Below are 17056 nucleotides of genomic sequence, written 5' to 3'. Positions count from 1 at the left end.
GAGTATCATGGCATTGGAACAACAAATCGAAGAGCTTCGCGCCGAGTTCTCGGCGTGCGTCGATGCAGCCGAAAGGAAGCAGATCGAGAAGGAATTGAATTACGTGAAGGCGCTTCTTGCTACACGTAAAGCGATGATCGAAGCGCAGACCGCATAGCAAATCGGGAAAATTTCGCGAGCTTCCGGCGGCGTTGAACGGACGTCGTCGGCGGCTCTTTTTGCGTGCTCGCTGTGATCGGCTCGACCTGGCTGATGGAGGTGTGAGGAAGGCGAAACGGGCAGGAACGAGGGGAGGGCGCGTAAGGCAAGATAGAGAAGCTATGGCACTGTCCCCTGCGTCGACAGGCCATAAGCCATTGTCTGCACGTCGTTTTATTTGGAAGGGAAACGGCACTGTCCGTGATTCGACAGTGTCGTTGTGCCTGAAAGCGGCGCTTTTCCGCCATTTTGGGCGGCACCGGTTTTCACACGTGGATGGGGTGCGCATGGTCGGGCTTTTCCGGCACGGATGACGCCCGATCATGGCAGACGATGAGGATTTCGAACCCCGGCTTGGCCGCATGCGTGCAGGCGGCAGGGGGAAACGCGCGCGCAAGTTCCTGCACCGCGTGCTGGCGGCTGCAAACCTCGCGCGCGGCGGTGTGCCATTCACCTCGCGCAAAAGCGGATTTACCGGCAGCCGTATTGGCCGCGGCGCCGGTGTCGGACGCGTTCTTTCCGCGCGCGATCGCTATGCCGCCTTCCGCCGGCGCCGGGTCATCGTCAAGGCGCGGACCGTCCGCTTGAAAGGCAAGGGGCTGCAGGCCGCCCAAGCGCATCTGCGCTATGTCGAGCGGGACGGCACGACCCGCGAGGGTGGACGCGGCCAGCTCTACGGTGCCGAGGCAGACAGGGTGGACCGCGCGGAGTGGATCGAGCGCGCGAAAGACGATCGCCATCAGTTCCGCTTCATCGTCAGTCCCGAAGACGGCGCCGACTACGAGGATCTCAAACCGCTCACGCGAAGGCTGATGAGCCGACTTGAAGAGGATCTCGGAACCAGGCTCGATTGGGTCGCGGTCGACCATTTCAATACCGGCCATCCGCACACCCATATTATCGTGCGCGGCAAGGATGATCGGGATGAAGATCTGATCATCGCGCGCGACTATATCAGCCACGGCCTGCGCGAGCGCGCCTGCGAGCTGGTCGATCTCGATCTGGGACCGCGCAGCGACCAGGCAATCGAACAGCGGCTGCGCGCCGAGGTCGGGCAGGAGCGTCTCACCAGCATCGACCGCTCGCTGATCCGGGAGGCCGAGGGCAATGTGCTTGCCAGCACAACCGCACGCGGCGCCTTCGATCAGTCGATCCGCATGGGAAGATTGAAAACGCTCGAGCGGCTCGGCCTCGCCCGTCAGATAGGGGCGTCGCACTGGCGTCTGTCGCCGGACCTTGCCGATACGCTCCGCGGCATGGGTGAGCGCGGCGACATCATACGTACGATGCAGCGTGCCTATGCGGCGCGGGAAAACACCCCTGCGCTCGCGGATCAGGTGATCTATGATCCCGGCGCGCCCGATGCCCGGCCCCTGGTCGGGCGGATCGTCGAGCGTGGCCTCGCCGACGAGATCAACGATCGCCATTATCTGATCGTCGAGGCGACCGATGGCCGCTCGCATTACGTTGCGATCGGCCGCGGCGAAAATCTTGCCGCGACAAACGCCGGCGCGATCGTTCGGATTGCACCTGCCGCACATGGTGTTCGCCAAGCCGACCGAACCGTTACCGAAGTCGCTGCCGCCAACGAGGGGCGCTATACGATCGATGCTCATTTGAAGCACGATCCTTCGGCAACGCAAGGCTTTGCTGAAACCCATGTGCGACGTCTGGAAGCGATGCGGCGGCTCGCCCGCAATGTCGAGCGGGAACCCGATGGAAGCTGGATCATCGCACCCGATCATCTCGATAAGGTCGCCGCCTATGAGGCAGCGCGTGCGAAGGACCGTCCCGTCGCAATCGATATGCTGTCCTCTCTGCCGCTGGAAAAGCTGGTCGATGCCGAGGCTGCCACCTGGATAGATCGCGAACTGGTTGCGACCCCACCCGAACCGCTGCGTGATGCCGGGTTCGGGCGCGACGTTCGCGCGACGCAGATCCAGCGACGGCAATGGCTGATCGAACAGGATCTGGCCGAGGAGAGGGCAGGGCGGATCAGCTATCGCAGCGACCTGATCGCCGCATTGCAGCGGCGCGAGCTGTTGCGGGTTGCCGGTCAGCTCTCCGAGGAGCTGGGCATGCCGTTCGTAGAAGCGGGGCAGGGCGAGCGGATCGACGGCCGGCTTGGCCGCATGGTCGAGATGACCAGCGGGCGTTATGCGCTGATTGAAAAATCGCGTGAGTTCACATTGGTGCCGTGGCGGTCGGTGCTGGAACGCCAGATCGGCAAGCCGGTTGCCGGGATCATGCGCGGCGACGGTATCAGCTGGACCATCGGGCGTGGGCGCAGCGGACCATCGATTTCGTGAGAAAAAGGAGCAGGGATTTGGGCCACAGTCGATCATCTGTATGTCGCCATCGTGGGCAGAGGTGATGGCATCCATCATCTGATCCCACACCCCAGCTTTTCGCCAGCGTGCGAAGCGGTTGTAGCAGGTGGTGCGCGGCCCGTAACGCTCGGGCAGATCCCGCCACGGCGCACCGGAACGCAGCACCCAGAAGATGCCGTTCAGCACGCGCCGGTCATCGACGCGCGGCACACCGCGGGGCTTGTTCGGTAGAAGCGGCTCAATCACGCGCCACTCGAAGTCAGTCAGGTCATATCGGCTCATGCGGGGGCCTGAATCACAATATGATGCGGCTTGAAAGGCTGAATTCTGTCACCGTTTACGAACATCCTGTGATGTTGGTATGCTTGCAGCATGCAAGCGAGCCGCCTCCTTTCCGACGAAGAGTTTAACGCATGTTTCGCGCAACCGATGCGCGATGTTACGAAAATGCCCGAGCCGGTCTTGGACATCTGGCCATACGTCGACAGCCTTGATCTCGACACTTTGGGAGTGCCTAGCCTGCACGACGTGTACTATGTTTATCGGGATGCCTGCGAGCGCTTCGATCAAGTCCTGATCGGAACTGGACGCTTCAACGTGTTATTGGTCATCGTGGTAGATCGGCACCTCCGGTCCATCCTTGGCCACCGCTTGCTCGATCTAAACCAGGAATATGGCCGAGATGGTGCTCATCTTAGTCCGGTGCGCTGATCTAAATTTGGCAGTCCTATTTATGGGTTCACGACCTAGAGACGGGTGACGGATAGATCCGGCTGGGCAGGGTCGAACCATGACGGCAAAGTTGGACAGTCCGGTAAGTCCGCTTCTGGATTGGGAATAGGCTGAATCGGACATTCGTTCATGACATGCGGCGCGTCAGCTTCGCGCCCCAATATTGGTCGTACGTTGACTTTCGACAGCGCTCCGAAAGCGGACAGAGACAAGACGCGGGTAGATCGACTGCTGAGGTGGACGTTTCGGAATGTCCGCTGCCCAGAGCATCACTGAGGCCCGCCATGGTCGGCGGGCCTTTTTCACCTTCAAACCCACTTCCGCGCGATGAGCTGTTCGCGTCGGACCGCGATCGCGCCCGTCACGGCCCGCAACACTTCTTATACTTGCATCCACTTCCGCAGAAACACGGATCGTTGCGACCGATCTTGCGCCGCGTTCGGGTGCGCTGAAAGCCCTCCAGTATTTTTGGAATGCGCGACCGGGCATCCGGCGGCAAATCGCGCGCGAGCTCCGCGCGAAGCGGGTCGTATTCCCATGTAAACGTCAGCGCGAGGCCGACCAGGGGCAAGCCATCTGCCGGGTCGACGAACAGCCCGAACCAACGGTCCGCCTTGCAGGCATATTTGCGCGCTTCCACATGGGCTTCCAGCCGGTCACGAACCTGCCGTGGCGACTCATAGCTGCTATGGACGGTCAACCCTTCGCCGCCCATTGCGAAGCTGAAGTCGTGCTGCCGCATGTCGGCGACCGTCTGAGCTGTGATCAGGCCGACGCCCTCATTATAGGCCTTAATCGAGATACCGCTTGCTTCGAGCATATAGAGCGCCAAGTCGACCAGCGGCGGTTCGGGGCGCTCCTCGATGCGTTTCAGCATACCGTCGAATGCGGTCCCGGCGAAGGCCGTGAGCGGCCCCTTCGGTGTCTTCTCTCCGGAGATGCCACGCCGCCTGGCGAGCATGGCGATCTCGATCGACCCGGTGATGTTATCGTCGAGCATCATCCCGCCGATGTCCTCGCTGATCCAGAGATTCTGCCGGACATGACAGGCGAGCAGCACCAGTTCGTGGGAATAGATCAGTCGTTCTCCGAACCGGTCGCGCAGCTCGCAATAGCCGAGGAACCGCAATGGACGATCGAGCAGTTCTGAAATGGCATCGAGGGCGAAAATATCGGTGACGATGGGCTGGGCGACGCCGTCGATGTCTCGCTTCCTCAGGAAGCGATCGGTCTGGAAAACCAGCGAGGGATAATGGTCAGAGACAAGGCAGATCGGGTAGATTTTCTGCGGCGGGTGCTGAAGTGCTACGGTAGTGCCATCGGCGCGTTTTATTGACGTGGTTGGATCAAACAGCGCCTCAGCGCAGATCTGGGCCTGATCATACGCATCCTGGACCGCGCCTTGGAAGTCGCGCCGCAAACTGCGCTCGTTGCCCCTCCGTGCCTCGATCGTCAGCCGCTTCGACTTGGCCTGAACCAGCAGGAGCCGGCCGCCGAATTCGACAAGGATGTCGATCTCGCCGATCCGGTCGCCTTTCGCGCGGTCGAGATTGAGACCGCGATGCACGTTCGCCTGGCCGAAGACATCGATCAGCCGCTGATGGGTGAAAGCTTCGGTGAAGTCGCCCCGATGTGTTGCTGCGGTCGCCCGATACGCCTTGTCCGCAAACATCCAGTACATCGGGGCTTCGTAGAGCGCCTCGACCGGCGCATAATGTTGCAAGACCGCGTAGTGGTCATCATCGAGCGCGATCAACGGCGCCGAGACGGCACGATTATAGTCGTTGAGCGCGATGAACTCAGCGTTGTCGCCAAGCGGGGTCGAGAATGCCGCAATGATTGCTGCAGCCTGCTTTTCGGCCACTCCGCTGCGCGCGATCAGATCGGCTTTCGAGACGATAAAACCGGGAAGAAGCGACCATGTTGATGGGTCATCACGGTCCGCTGCCTTCCATCGCGCGGTAACCTGTTCCTCGGTGAGAGCGAGGCACGCATCGACGATCGCCGCCGCGTCCTCGATCGCAAAACCGCGATTGGATTCGAGCCAAGGGTTGTCTGCCCTATATTTGTCGACCGCGAAGTCGCGATACTGGAAGTTGAACGCGGATTCGCCGCCATAGAAGATCGGTTCGCGAAGCGTTTCGGCCTCCTCGCGGGCGGCTAGAAAATTCTCGAGCCCATCGCCGAACATAGACCAGCTCAGCCGGCGGTGGAGCTCCTCGATCAACGCCTCCACCCTCGCGAGGAGCGCCGTCGGATCATCAGGCAGAGGGTCGAAGACCTCCACCCCGCCCTGGATCATGTATCCGATCAGAGTCGCGACTTCGGTACGAATTAGCCGCTTGAAGCCAAAGAGATGCGCCATATCCTCCGGCTTCATCTCGTCCTCGTAGAAAACGAAATTGTCGCGGACGATGACGTGTGCGACCACATGGGCGAAGCCGGGCGTCCGGCAGAGCTGCCGCATCTCCGTGAGAATGTCCGCCTCTTCGCGAGGCGGCGTCGCTGGCGGGGCCGGCGCGCGCGCCTGGCGATGTTTGTCGCGTTGCGACTTGAGCCGGCGGCGTCCACCCTCCGCCATCTTCGACTCTACCCGCCTGCGGCAAAGGACACCACGCCGTGACCGTAGTGGTGATCCTGGTATTGGAGCCGGAGAGAGGTTCTCATTGGCTAACCGTACACCGAGGCTTGGCGCACCCGGCGTAGGAAATCTGCGATCATGGTCTCGTCATCGACGAACGAAACGATCTGCGGCCGGAGCGTGCGAACGGTGTTGGTGTTCCGAAACCAGGCACCGAAGTTCTCGGTCTCCTCGAGTGATTGCAAGGCCAGGGTAACAGCGAATGGCCCTTCGATCTCCTGTTCCGTGAGGAACTCGGAGAGTTCCTTTAGGTAGCGTTTGACGGTCAGTTCGAACTCGTGAAGCGCGAGCCGTCCTTCGCCACTCGTCTGATAGAGGGCAAACGAGGCGTGCGCGTGGATGAACCAGTCGTCACGAACGAACAGCCGTTCGATCCCCCGCTGGTTGAAGTCATGATTGAGGACTTGATGTCCATCTTCGCAAACTTTGAACCAGCCTGGCGCGCCCTCACTGAAGCTCGGCGCCGACGATCGGACATGGTCTTCCTGTGTGAAAGGCCGCCGCAAATGGTCGAAGTGGTCGCGGGGGAGAATGCCGATGCGAAGTGCTCGTCCGGGTGCGACTACGTTGTTGGCTGCCAGCCGTGCATCTTCTTCCGCGGTCAGTTCGTCGAGGGTACGCAGCCAAAGCTGTTCGTCGACGAACCGGCTGCGCAGCATCCCCGGATCGATAGGCAGATTCCTTGCTCCCGATCGGATCAGATATCCTCCGGTCATCCGGTTCATGAACGGCCCGGTCGGGTGGCGGGGTATCCGAATGTCGAGAATGAACCCGTCATCCATGTGAAGCGGAACCACTTCGACATCAGCAGGGGTCGGGGTGATGCCGTCCTGGATCAAAGTCTGAACCCGAAGCGCAAACTTGTCGGCGTTGGCGGTCATCGGGCGGAAGCCGTCGAAACGGCCAACCCGTTCTTCGACCCCAACAATTATGCGCGACGGACCACGGTTTAGGAAGGCGACGACGTCATCGAGCAAGCGCGTCTTGGTTTCTGGTTTATCGAAGTCGATCCGCCGTTTGAAATCAAGATCCTGCCCTTCCTGAAGGTCTCCACCTTCGATCTCCGAGATGCTCAAAGGGGCGATAACATTGCGACGACGCAGCGGTTCATTCAGACCTTCAACGGTGGTAATCGTAATCACGAGACTGGGAGCTCCTCCAGTAATCGAGCCTTCGCTGCCAGCACGTCGCCGGGTTAAGACCTTTCGATATCGATATACTCCATCTCGATCGAGAATTTGCCCTCAATGACGGGCTGGAAGAAATGCCACTGATCGGTCGCCGTGTCAGCCAGAAAGACATAGTCGGGCCAGTCGTCTCGGTCTGCGAGAGCCGCTTCGAGCGCCTCAGCAATTAAGATGTGATTGCTGAGTGCAATATCTGACCATTCGAGGATCAGGAAGGTCGTGTCTCCCTCCTGAGCACAGTCGTGGAGCTTGGGCAGCTTTTTCCTGAGTGCCGTCCGCATTCGCTCAAGGCGCAGATTCTCGACATCTTCTCCGACTGTTCGTGAAAGGAATAGTGCGCCATCGTGACGCCCGGATTCATTCCAGTGCACCCGCAGCGTCAGCTTAATGGGAATCCCTTCGATCTCGTCAGAACGCGATCCGTGATATCCATGCGGGCAGTGGTGTCGGTCCTTCCGTTCCGGGCACTCGTCATGCAGCTGCTTGCCTGCCTCCACGATCCAAGCCGAAAGTCTCTCGCGCAGTTCGGCGTGCGTTCGCCGGTGCTTCCCCAAGGTTGGGTGAACAGGAAAAAGTAGCACGTACGTGCCCGGCTTTGGCATGTTGCCGTTGAGATTGGCTTCGATCTCCGCCGTCAGTTCGCCAAACTCTTTCCCCGTCTGAATCGCGAGAGGGAATGGCTCGACTAGCGTGTGCTCAATGGCAATGCGCCGGTCGCCCAATCGCAAACGCATCTCGACCGGCGGACCCGATCCGTCCTTTTCCGGGTAGGTCACATCGGACCGCGTCACCTTGAACTCGTGCTCAAGCAGCCAGATCAGCGCTTCGCATAGCGCTTCTTCATTATCCATGCGGCCAGCTAGCATGTCGCCGGCGCAATCCCTATGAAAGTTAGCTTCGCGCGCGACGAGGTCGATCGTCGTCATCATTTCCAGATCGATCGCGCGTCCGAACGCGGCGGCAAAGCGCAACCCGATTTGTCCGACGTGCGCTTGCCCAATCGCGTCGACCTGACGCTTTTCACCGATGCGTGCTTCCTGCACGATGGCAAGTTCCGCGTCAAAGCCGTGAGCGCGGCCCTCCCATCGCTGGCGACCAGATGCTAACGGGCGATGGTGCCATCCTCTCGAGTTGAAAGAATCCGCCCGCCGTGACCAATCCCGAAAACCTCTCGCCCCGGCTCGCCGGGCTCAAGGCCGATCTCGCCGCCCGCATCCCGACCCGGAACCAGACGGCGCAGACCGAGCTTGCGGCCAAGTCGCTGTCTGAGGTGATCATCCGTTACCTGTCCTGGCAGGCTCGGCTTATCCGCCCGCGCCCGCGCGACGTGGTGATCTGGCCCGAGGTCACGGCCTCCAGTCATTATCCGGCCTACGCCGCCGAAATCGCGAACATCGAAGCCGCCTTCCGCGCCGGCGACGATATGAATCCCTATCTCTCGACCCAGGTTCGGACGCACGCCTATGCGGCCGAACTGCCACCGCCCACGGCGGCGTTGTCGAACGACGAATGGGTGAAACGAAACTGGCGCGGCAAGGACCGGATGCGGGTCACCGTCGATGCTCACCATTTGCATCTCGGCGGCAAGCAGGCCGATGGCAGTGTGGCCCGTTCGGGGCCATTGCTGTTCGCTGGCATCACGCCCGATCAAGCATTCTTCCTGACAATCGGAGACCACGACAGTTTCGACGACGGCACTGTCTCGGGCATCATGCACGACAAACTCGACGCTTATCTCGCATCGCAAGGGGGCGGTGCGATGCTCGGAGGCCCTATGATCACGCTCGGCGGCACGCAAGTGAAGGACGTCAGGCGCGCGGACAGCATCATGAAGACGCTCCGCAAGCTCGACGACGCACTCGACAATCATGCCGAGTCGGACGTGAATGCCAGCGTCATCCGGCTTGAATGGGATGATATTGTGGCGACGAACGACACGAGCGGGCAAGAGTTCACGCGGATTAAAGGCCAGCTCTAGTCGCGGCGCTGCGCCGCTCGCGAATCAGCTCGTCTCGAGTCCGGCGAACAGTGCGTCAAGCAATGCCGCGCGTGCGGTGCGCCAGCGCGCCGCTACGGCATCATACGCTGCAACGGGAAGTTGCTGCACGCGGGTTAATTCGGCAACCAGCACCCCCACGCGCGAACGGCTGTCCGCGTCGAAAGTCCCCGCCGCCGCGAGGTAGCGGGCCGCGCTGGCACTGATGCTCGGATCGATAGCGGTCTCGATCCATCCCTTGAATAGGGCGACGACATCGGTGTCCCGGGCCAACCGCTCTTCGACGGCGATATTGGCGATGGCCTGCGCGTCGAATTGCGATCGCCACCGCCTGGCGATCATCGCTTGGACAAGTGTACCGAACGTCGTCGCGTCGGCACGACGGCCGGCGATCTGAAGCCCCAGCGCCCAGTCGGCGAGTTCATGCCCGAAATGCTCTGGATCAAAACTCTGCGGGAGGGCTGGGGCGTCCGGATCGAACACCGCTAACGCTGCGACGCTGTTCGCCGACGGACTTTTTTTGAAGCGCTCGGTCAACCGGTCGCGCACTTCCTCATTCCCGGGAAACTCGGTGCGCAGAATTAGCCCGATTTCGGCTTCGGCGGCGGTGCGGGCGTTGGAATGCTCCTGGGCGTCGAGCGCCGCGAGGCAGCGATCGAGCAGCAGTCTGCTGGCCGGCGCTTCCGCGGCGAGCGCGCGCAATGCCTGCGGGGTTGGCGGAAGCGCATCGGCATCGGCGTAGTCGAGGAAGGCGCGCCGCGCGGCAGCCGAGGCGCCGGGCGCGCGGGCGAGGATTTCGGCCAGACGATTTTTGTCACCGAAGGTCTGAAAACGTTCGGCAAGATTGTCACCAAACGCTTGCTGCAGGACTTCGAACCGTTCGCAGATGAGCTGTTCGAGCGAGGGGATGCGGTTGAAATACCCTCCGGTCTGGAGTTCGATGGGCTTATCGCGATCTTTCAGTGCCGCAAGCGCTTCGAGGCCGCCGGTCATGATCAGACCAGCGAATGCCGTCGCGCGCTGCGTTTCAAATTCGGGACCGACCTGCAGCGAGCCCGCCAGGAGCGCCGGCCATGCCTGATCGTCAGCGGTCGCGCCGTCACGCTTGTCGAAATGGGCGATAACCATGCGCGTGCGAAGTTCAGCATCACTTTCGAGCCGCCAGCGCGCGAGCACGTCTTCGAGTACGGTGCCGGCCGCACCGGCGGACGCGAACTCGACGATCTGCGCGCGCAGTTCCGACGGCAACGGGGCAGCCGCGGCCTGCAAGGTGTTGGCGATCGGGGGATCGTCAGCATAGCCCGCGGCCAGATCGGTAAGCGGCGGATCGGCGGCATCGAGCCGCTCGATCGCCAACGCTCTGACGCGCGGATGTTGGGCGAAAGTACGAAAGAGCGTCGCGGCGGGATCGAAGATACCCAGCGCTCTGTGGCCGTATCGCAGAATGGCGGTGACCGCCGCGTCGTCACGGCCGTCGCAGCCGCATGCCGCGAACCCCGCTGCCAGAAGATCGCGCCGCACGTCTTCCAGGGCGCCAAGCCGCAGCAGCCGCTCGCGGGCGCTGGCGGGGTCGGGATCGAGACGTGGCACGAGGGCCACTAGATCAATGAGGGCGTCGTCCGGTCCGGTGATGAGCTGGTCGAGACAAGCCTTGACGAGGGGGTGGTCGCGGCCCCAACCGGTGAGCATCGCCAGAACTATCCAGTGACGGTCCATCCGCTTGGCGTCGGGCAACAGGTCCACGAGCAGCGCGGCCATCGTATCATCCGCGGCATTCGCGACATAGCCGTGCAGGAAATGAAGGTGAATGAGGCGATGCTTCGGTTCGCGCCAATAGGCGTTTACCGCCGCGCGAATGTCAGGATCGGCAGCGGCAAAGCGGCCGACTTGTGTCCACGCGCCATTATGGGTCGCCATGTTGAACGGGAATTCGGTCGCAAGCTGGCTCAGAATCCACGCGCGAACGTCCGTCCGTTCGACCGGCGTGCGCAGCAGATACGAGGTTGCCAGGCCGGGATCCCAAGCGCTGTCGAAGTTGCCGGCGGCGCGCACCAGCGCGCCTTTGACCAGCGCGTCGTCATTGGGCCAATATTTGAGGAGCATCGCTCCCGCCAGTCCTTGGTACGGGGAGGAAGCGTCACTCCAGAAATAATGGCTGGCCAGCACGATGTTCTTAGCCTGGTCATCGACCTCGCCATTCTCCGCCAGGCCGAGCAACCCGACCAGACGCAGTTCGACGTTTGACGATTGCGCGGCAGCTTCGAAGAGTGGCCGCGCATCGGCGTGCGCTGGCCATCCCAGCGCCAGGCTCTCGAGCATCGCGATCGCGGCGGTCAGGCTCCGCGTGCGAGTGAGGCCGTCGACCAGGCGCTGGCGGACGTCGTCCGATGCGGCGAACATGACGGCAAAGGTGCCCGCTGCCGCGCGCTGCACGCCGCGGTCCTCATCATGGAGCGCCTGCCACAAGGTTGCGCGCAACGCGTCGGTCGGCGGCCAGTCGGCGAGCGCGGTCACAAGCGAAGCGCGGTAGGTTGCGCGGGCGGGAAGCCAGCGCTCGATCGCCGCATCCGTATCCGGGCGCAACGCGGGATCGCTGAGCGCCTTGAGAGCAGTGGCAAGCGCATCGCGACGCGCCGGCATCCAGTCGCCATTCTCCACGCGATCGATCGTCGCGAACCCCAACCGTCGCGCCGTTGCCGGCGCCCGCGCCGCCGCCCCGACGCCGATCTCCCCGAGTAGGCTGGTCCTCGCGAACGCAGCGAGCTCGTCGATGCACGGTTCTTCGATGATGGTGATCAACCGATCGAGCTCGTCCCGTCGCTGAATCCCCGCGACGAGATTGACGAGCACATTGCGCCAACGGCTGTCGCCGGCGTGGTTGCGAGCAAACTCCTCGATCAGCGGGAACGGCCAACCGCCGATATGTTCAGCACAGAGGAATTCCTCAAAACTGGCGTGGACGAAACCGACCTCGCTGGGAGACTTCTCAATGATCAACCCCTGGGTTTCGGCGTTGACGGCAAGGATCTCGTTGGCTGCCGCTGTGGCTTCCTGCTCGCTCATCGCATAGCCGGCCGGGTCGCGCAGGTGCGCGCGCAAGAGGTCGCGCGCCCGTTGCAGCGGCAGCGCAGCGCCCGAGCCGTCGTGCCGGATTGCAAAGGCTAGCCGGGCGATGGCGTTACGACGCTGATCGGCGTCTTGCGCAAACCGAAAGCGCGACTGGGTATCGCCGGCCGACGTCGCCCGGCTCACGGGATGGACTTCGAGCAAGACCCGGATCAACTGGTCGAAGATGGTCGGTCGCGTGCGCGGCAAGATTTGGCCGCGCAGCGCGAGTGTGATCAAGCCGACGAGCAGGAGCGGAACCGTGGCGAAGGTTGCGAGGCTCGGTTCCCGGGCAAGCTCCGCCATGAAACGCTGGGTGCGCAATCGGCCCGCGGAGACGGTATCGTCGCGCGGCGCGTCGTCAGTGTAGCGCTCGAACCAGCGCGCGGCGATCTCGGCTTGCTGGGCGCGTGACAGCGGCGCGATGGCGCTGCGCTTCCACGACGCGGGAAGCGTGCCGATCTGGTCAAGGCCGCGTGGTCGACCCGAGACGATGGCGGGTATCGTGTGACCCTCGGCGGTCGTCACCAGCATGCTCAGGGTCGCGCGGGCGGCTTGTTCCTCGCTCCATTCGTCGAGGCCATCCACCAGCAAAAGAACCCGCCGTTCATCGATGGCACGGTCGAGCAGATCAACGAGGCAGGCGGTAAGCAATGGTTGCAGCGTGAGGCGTATGATCTCTTTGAGGCCGATCGCGCCGCCGGCGCGGGCGGTTTCCGCTGCCCAGCGAGCAAACGGGATGTAAAGCGGGATCAGGCCGCCCCAGCGTTCGGCCAATTCGGGGAACTTCGCCTGGCCGTGAAGCAGATCGAGCGCAATGACCCGCAACAATGTGCTTTTGCCCGAGCCGGCGTCGCCCACCACGGCAAGGCGATCGCCGCCGCTGGTCCATGTCGCTGCATTGACGCGACGCGAGCGATTGGTGGTGAGGCCTGGGCTGGAGCGGGTCGTGTCCGCCAGGGGAGAGAGGCTATTGGCCAACGCCAGACCGTCAACTTGGCGATCGGCGGGCGCCCTGTCGACGACGTCCGCCGGCGATACCACCTCGCGCACGATGAAGTCCGGCGTGACGAAGCGTTCGAGCAGGGTGAGTGCGGCGCGACCTTCATCCTCGCCGACCGAGCCGAAGCTACCTGGATCGATGAAGTGGAAGTGGACCGGATAGATCCGCGCCAGCTGCGCTCGAATATCGGCGAACAGGCGGCCATCGAGCCGCGGTCCAAGCGAACTCGCTATGTCGTCGCCGAGCAGCGCCGCGACCCAGGCGCGTCCGAAGAAGTCGTCGACCAGGGTCGGGTGCGACCGCAACCGTTCGGTGAGCTGCTCGCCGTCGAGGGTCGATAGCGCGATGCCTTGCTTGCGCAATCGCGTTGCCTGGCGTTCGATCTCCAGCTGCACCGCGGCCGATTGTAGGCTTGACTGCACCGCGAGCGTGAAACGATCAGCGCGACTTGCCCAATCACCGGTAAGGAAGAGTGTCACCGCCTCGCGGATTTTGGCCGGCCCGAAGTTGCTGTGGCGTTTGACCTGGAGGCAATGATAGCGACCGTCGGGATAGCGGGCGTAAATGTCGATGCCGGCCTGCGCGTCCCCCTGTCTCCCATGACGGGCGCAATGTTCGACATTTCCGTCAAGCGCTGCGAGGCGGTGACATAGTCGCTCAAAATTCTCCCAACTCAATTCGGCAAACGGCAGCAGCTGCGCACGCGTCTGTGTCGGTGGCGACGGCGGCACACCGTCGGGTGGACCGAACAGACCGGTGATGGCGGAGGGTACCTCGGATCTCATGCTGGGCATTGTGGACCGGTATCTTGCAGCAGGCCAGACGCGGGTTGAAGTGCTCAGCGCGACCTCTCAATCATGGTTCGAGACTTGCCCATAAATCGCGCGAGCGTTTTCCTAGCTAAATGGAATGAGATGCCCGATATTGAGCGATGGTGATCTGCCTCCATGACCGAGAGATGATCATTCCCAAAGATGCGCGCCTTTTGGCCAGCTTCTCGAAAACGCAGACTTGTAGCTGCCAGTCGGCAAGGGAGGCGTCATAGTCCGCCGTGTGAACGAACGGCCGTTTTCGGCGGCCGAGTTGGAACCCGTAAACGTCGCCTATGTTCGCGGCACTTGCCCCCTCATCCACCGTGTTCAATGAGCAGTAGCGACCAATTAAGACGTGTCCCGACCCGCGCCCAAACGGCTGATCTCGCCAAGACCCGCCATTCTGCTGCCAATCGCTTACCCATCTGCACTGCGCGCCAGGCACCAACAATGTTGGTGCCCTTAAAATTCTGTTGCAAAGAACGGGGATCGTAGAACATAGGGTAAATATGAATTGCAGCTGGCGCTTTGGCCTTTTGTCAGATGTTTGTGACTTTGCCGATCGCTTGGCTTGTCCCTTCGTCGTTCTGGACTACGCGCGCCTGTGACAGGGAAAGTGCCGGATCCTGACGCGCTGGCAGAAATGATTGGCAGTTTGCGAGACTGTTTTTCCGGCCCTTCAAGTCGTCTGGCAGATGACCTGCCGAACCTGTTCCACGCCCTCCGAGGCTCTTCTTTGATCGGTGCCATGCATACAGCACCGACTCAGGTTCAAACGCCTGCAGTCGGCGCAATGATCGATTTTCTCGATAGCATGCGCAGCCCTCTGCAGGGCGTCGATGCCTCCGGCTCGCTAAGCGATCCTTGGGCAGCGTCAGGACTCCGCCGCGACGAGGTACGCAATGCGTCCGTCCTGCGTTGGTTTCTGGATCCGCACGCTGGTCATGGCTGCGCCGACCCCCTCCTTACAGACCTGCTCGAGCAAGCTAATAAAATTGCGCCAAGTGATTTTCCGAGTCGCCCGTCCTCCGCTTGCAACGTATCGGTCGAAGAGTGTCCTGACGGTGACAGGGCGAGCCGCGTAGACATTCAGGTCAACGATCCGAAATTCTTCTTGGTCATAGAAGTGAAATTAGACGCGCAGGAGCAACCGGGCCAGATCGCAAGGTATTGCGAAATCGCGGCTGGGCGTGCGACAGTCATGCGGCCTTGGGCTGTGATATTCCTAACGCTTTCGGGGCGAACTCCTTCGACCGCCGGCAACTGGGCTGACCGCGTTATTTCGATTTCCTGGAAGCAGCTTGCGCGTAGTCTGCGAAAGGCGGCACGCGATATGGCGCCTGTGCCGCGTTTCCTGGCTTCCTCATTTGCTACTCATATTTCCAACTTCTAGGTTAATCCCATGGCCGATGACGACTTCATTCGAGCGGGCGCGATTATCCTTCGGGACTTCGCCCTACTGAACAAGGCCACTATATTTTATGAAGAGCAAGTCGCGCCGATAATCACGAACGCTGTGGAGACGCTCATCAAAGATTGGACCCAGGAGAAATTCTGGAAGGGCGAAATCGACGCGCCGGATACCTTCACGACTATCTGGGTCTGCCCTGGGACTTGGCAGGACGATCCCGAGGAGGAGCCGGTTGCGCGTTTCAAACTAGGTCATCGGAACGAGGAGGCTACCAGCTCGTACGAGATCGCCGACTTGCTGAATCTTGGTCAGACAGACTTCGGTTTTTGGTTCGAACCGGAATACAGCTGGTTTGGTGGGAAGAGCAAATGGAATGCTTTTTCAAAGACCATCGGGGATATAGCCGAGGAACTGGGGAAGAAGGGCTGGATTAACGAAGGCAAGGGCACCTTCTTTCGCCCCATCGCGCTTGCGGCCGATCTCAGGGTTTCGGCATGGGAGAATGACGATTGGAGCGAGGTTCTCGCCCCGCTCCGCGTCGCGCTGGATGATCTTGAGGCTGATCAAAAGATATTCGACAGAATTCTGATGAGAGGCAATCCGAAGCAGGGATAGCTCCGCACGCGGCAAACGGATTACCAGCAGTTGGCACTGGCGACCCACCTCAAATAGGTGTCGCACGAGCGCTATCCGCTGTGTGCGTGTCTTGCGCGTCGATACAGCTCTATTTCTGTCGTGTGCGATGCTGGGCTAGGCAACCGCTGCAAGTCGGCTCAAAATCGCTTTGGAACGGCGGGATTTTCCTAATGGCGGTCGATCGCTATGCCGCAACAGCTTGATGAACGACGGCTAGTTTTAGGGATACGTTTCGAGGGGGCGAATGTCCGCTATGTTCGCGGTTTCTGACAGAATTGCTGCGTATCGGATGCCAGCGTTCTCAGTTGCTGACCCAAAATCCCGTAAGGCTGCGCGCGGCCCTATAAGGGAAAATCGGTCGGATTAGCGAATGTCCGCGATCTGCAGCCACGACAAGTCAAAGCGCGCGAGATATTTACGCAAGCGGTCGGCGTCGTTCGTCGAGGCGCGGCGCTTGAGCGACGCTGAAAACAAACTTCTTCCGGCTTCGGAAAGGCTCCGGCTGCGTCGGCACACGTCGATCGCATGAGCCAGTTGGACGCGGTCGAACGGATCAAGATCGTCAATCGCTTCCGCTGACATCACTGCGGCGAGGCCGTCATTGGTGTCCCCCTCGGCTGCCCAGAGACGCCGCAGCCGCGAAACTTCAGCCTGAACGGAATCGACATCGATGCGCCCCTTTGGGCTCAGCGTGGCCATGCGCGTGACACTGGCGGCAAGGTCGCGGAAGTTGCCGGCCCAGCGTGCGTCCGGCGCGGTGGCGAAAGCGAGGTAGCGCTCGCGGGCTTCCTTGTTGAACGTCACGCGTGTGCCCTCACGCTCGGCAAAACGATCGAGTTCGTAATCGAGATTGGGTTCGATATCCTCGCGGCGCTCACCAAGTCCCGGCAGCGTGAAAGTCCATAGGTTGAGCCGCGCGAACAAATCCTCGCGGAATACTCCCTCGGTAACGGCGCGGGCGAGATCGCGGTTGGTGCCGGCAATCAGATGGAAGTCGCTCGCCGC

Annotated in this window: 11 protein-coding genes and 1 pseudogene; 6 read left to right on the top strand and 6 right to left on the bottom strand. The window is 61.6% G+C overall.

Annotated elements, in window-relative coordinates; translation table 11 throughout:
- Positions 1-7 precede the first annotated feature (7 nt).
- Both FHR23_RS15540 and rlxS read left to right on the top strand, forming a co-directional pair.
- On the top strand, positions 8-157 hold the full coding sequence (locus tag FHR23_RS15540; protein ID WP_184005834.1) for a hypothetical protein: 150 nt from the start codon (positions 8-10) through the stop codon (positions 155-157).
- Between the two features lie 364 nt (positions 158-521).
- The gene (rlxS, locus tag FHR23_RS15535; RefSeq protein WP_184005832.1) at positions 522-2507 is read left to right on the top strand and encodes a relaxase/mobilization nuclease RlxS; all 1986 of its coding nucleotides are present in this window, start codon (positions 522-524) and stop codon (positions 2505-2507) included.
- Positions 2508-2534: 27 nt separating this feature from the next.
- Here rlxS and FHR23_RS15530 read toward each other — a convergent pair.
- Positions 2535-2810: pseudogene (locus FHR23_RS15530) on the bottom strand (IS5 family transposase); the annotation flags it as partial.
- A gap of 90 nt (positions 2811-2900) precedes the next feature.
- Between FHR23_RS15530 and FHR23_RS15525 the strand changes: the two are divergent.
- Positions 2901-3239 carry a hypothetical protein gene (locus FHR23_RS15525; protein ID WP_221227580.1) on the top strand — a complete coding sequence of 113 codons (339 nt, stop codon included), beginning with the start codon at positions 2901-2903 and terminating at the stop codon, positions 3237-3239.
- A gap of 382 nt (positions 3240-3621) precedes the next feature.
- Here FHR23_RS15525 and FHR23_RS16660 read toward each other — a convergent pair whose 3' ends face one another.
- From FHR23_RS16660 to FHR23_RS15510, 3 genes are all read right to left on the bottom strand, one after another.
- Entirely contained in the window at positions 3622-5841 is a 2220-nt protein-coding gene (locus FHR23_RS16660; protein ID WP_184005827.1) for a YecA family protein, read from the bottom strand.
- An 89-nt stretch (positions 5842-5930) separates the two neighbouring features.
- Positions 5931-7043 (bottom strand): RNA-binding domain-containing protein, encoded by a 1113-nt coding sequence (locus FHR23_RS15515; RefSeq protein ID WP_184005825.1) that lies wholly within the window; start codon positions 7041-7043, stop codon positions 5931-5933.
- A gap of 53 nt (positions 7044-7096) precedes the next feature.
- A complete protein-coding gene (locus FHR23_RS15510) occupies positions 7097-8131 on the bottom strand; it encodes a hypothetical protein (protein WP_184005823.1) in 1035 nt (344 codons plus the stop codon).
- A 107-nt stretch (positions 8132-8238) separates the two neighbouring features.
- On the opposite strand from FHR23_RS15510, the gene FHR23_RS15505 reads away from it, so the two are divergent.
- Complete coding sequence (locus tag FHR23_RS15505) at positions 8239-9066, top strand: hypothetical protein (protein ID WP_184005821.1); 828 nt, start codon at positions 8239-8241, stop codon at positions 9064-9066.
- Positions 9067-9090: 24 nt separating this feature from the next.
- Here FHR23_RS15505 and FHR23_RS15500 read toward each other — a convergent pair whose 3' ends face one another.
- The gene (locus tag FHR23_RS15500; protein WP_184005819.1) at positions 9091-13977 is read right to left on the bottom strand and encodes an NACHT domain-containing protein; all 4887 of its coding nucleotides are present in this window, start codon (positions 13975-13977) and stop codon (positions 9091-9093) included.
- A gap of 643 nt (positions 13978-14620) precedes the next feature.
- On the opposite strand from FHR23_RS15500, the gene FHR23_RS15495 reads away from it, so the two are divergent.
- Both FHR23_RS15495 and FHR23_RS15490 read left to right on the top strand, forming a co-directional pair.
- Positions 14621-15397 carry a PD-(D/E)XK nuclease family protein gene (locus tag FHR23_RS15495; RefSeq protein WP_184005817.1) on the top strand — a complete coding sequence of 259 codons (777 nt, stop codon included), beginning with the start codon at positions 14621-14623 and terminating at the stop codon, positions 15395-15397.
- 9 nt (positions 15398-15406) lie between these two features.
- A complete protein-coding gene (locus tag FHR23_RS15490) occupies positions 15407-16030 on the top strand; it encodes a hypothetical protein (protein WP_184005815.1) in 624 nt (207 codons plus the stop codon).
- Positions 16031-16414: 384 nt separating this feature from the next.
- On the opposite strand, the gene FHR23_RS15485 is transcribed toward FHR23_RS15490, so the two are convergent.
- Positions 16415-17056, bottom strand: a 642-nt coding sequence (locus FHR23_RS15485; protein WP_184005813.1) for an AAA-type ATPase lid domain-containing protein, incomplete at its 5' end; no start/stop codon positions are given.

It is taken from the genome of Stakelama sediminis (assembly GCF_014199335.1).
GTDB classification, from domain to species: Bacteria; Pseudomonadota; Alphaproteobacteria; order Sphingomonadales; family Sphingomonadaceae; genus Sphingomonas; species Sphingomonas sediminis.
This window is presented reverse-complemented; position numbering and strand designations above follow the sequence as displayed.

Excerpts from the sequence above, each read along its gene's own strand:
- FHR23_RS15540 (WP_184005834.1), top strand. The coding sequence starts at position 8 with ATGGCATTGGAACAACAAATCGAAGAGCTTCGCGCCGAGTTCTCGGCG.
- rlxS (WP_184005832.1), top strand. The coding sequence starts at position 522 with ATGGCAGACGATGAGGATTTCGAACCCCGGCTTGGCCGCATGCGTGCA.
- FHR23_RS15525 (WP_221227580.1), top strand. The coding sequence starts at position 2,901 with ATGCAAGCGAGCCGCCTCCTTTCCGACGAAGAGTTTAACGCATGTTTC.
- FHR23_RS16660 (WP_184005827.1), bottom strand. The coding sequence starts at position 5,841 with ATGGCGGAGGGTGGACGCCGCCGGCTCAAGTCGCAACGCGACAAACAT.
- FHR23_RS15500 (WP_184005819.1), bottom strand. The coding sequence starts at position 13,977 with ATGAGATCCGAGGTACCCTCCGCCATCACCGGTCTGTTCGGTCCACCC.
- FHR23_RS15490 (WP_184005815.1), top strand. The coding sequence starts at position 15,407 with ATGGCCGATGACGACTTCATTCGAGCGGGCGCGATTATCCTTCGGGAC.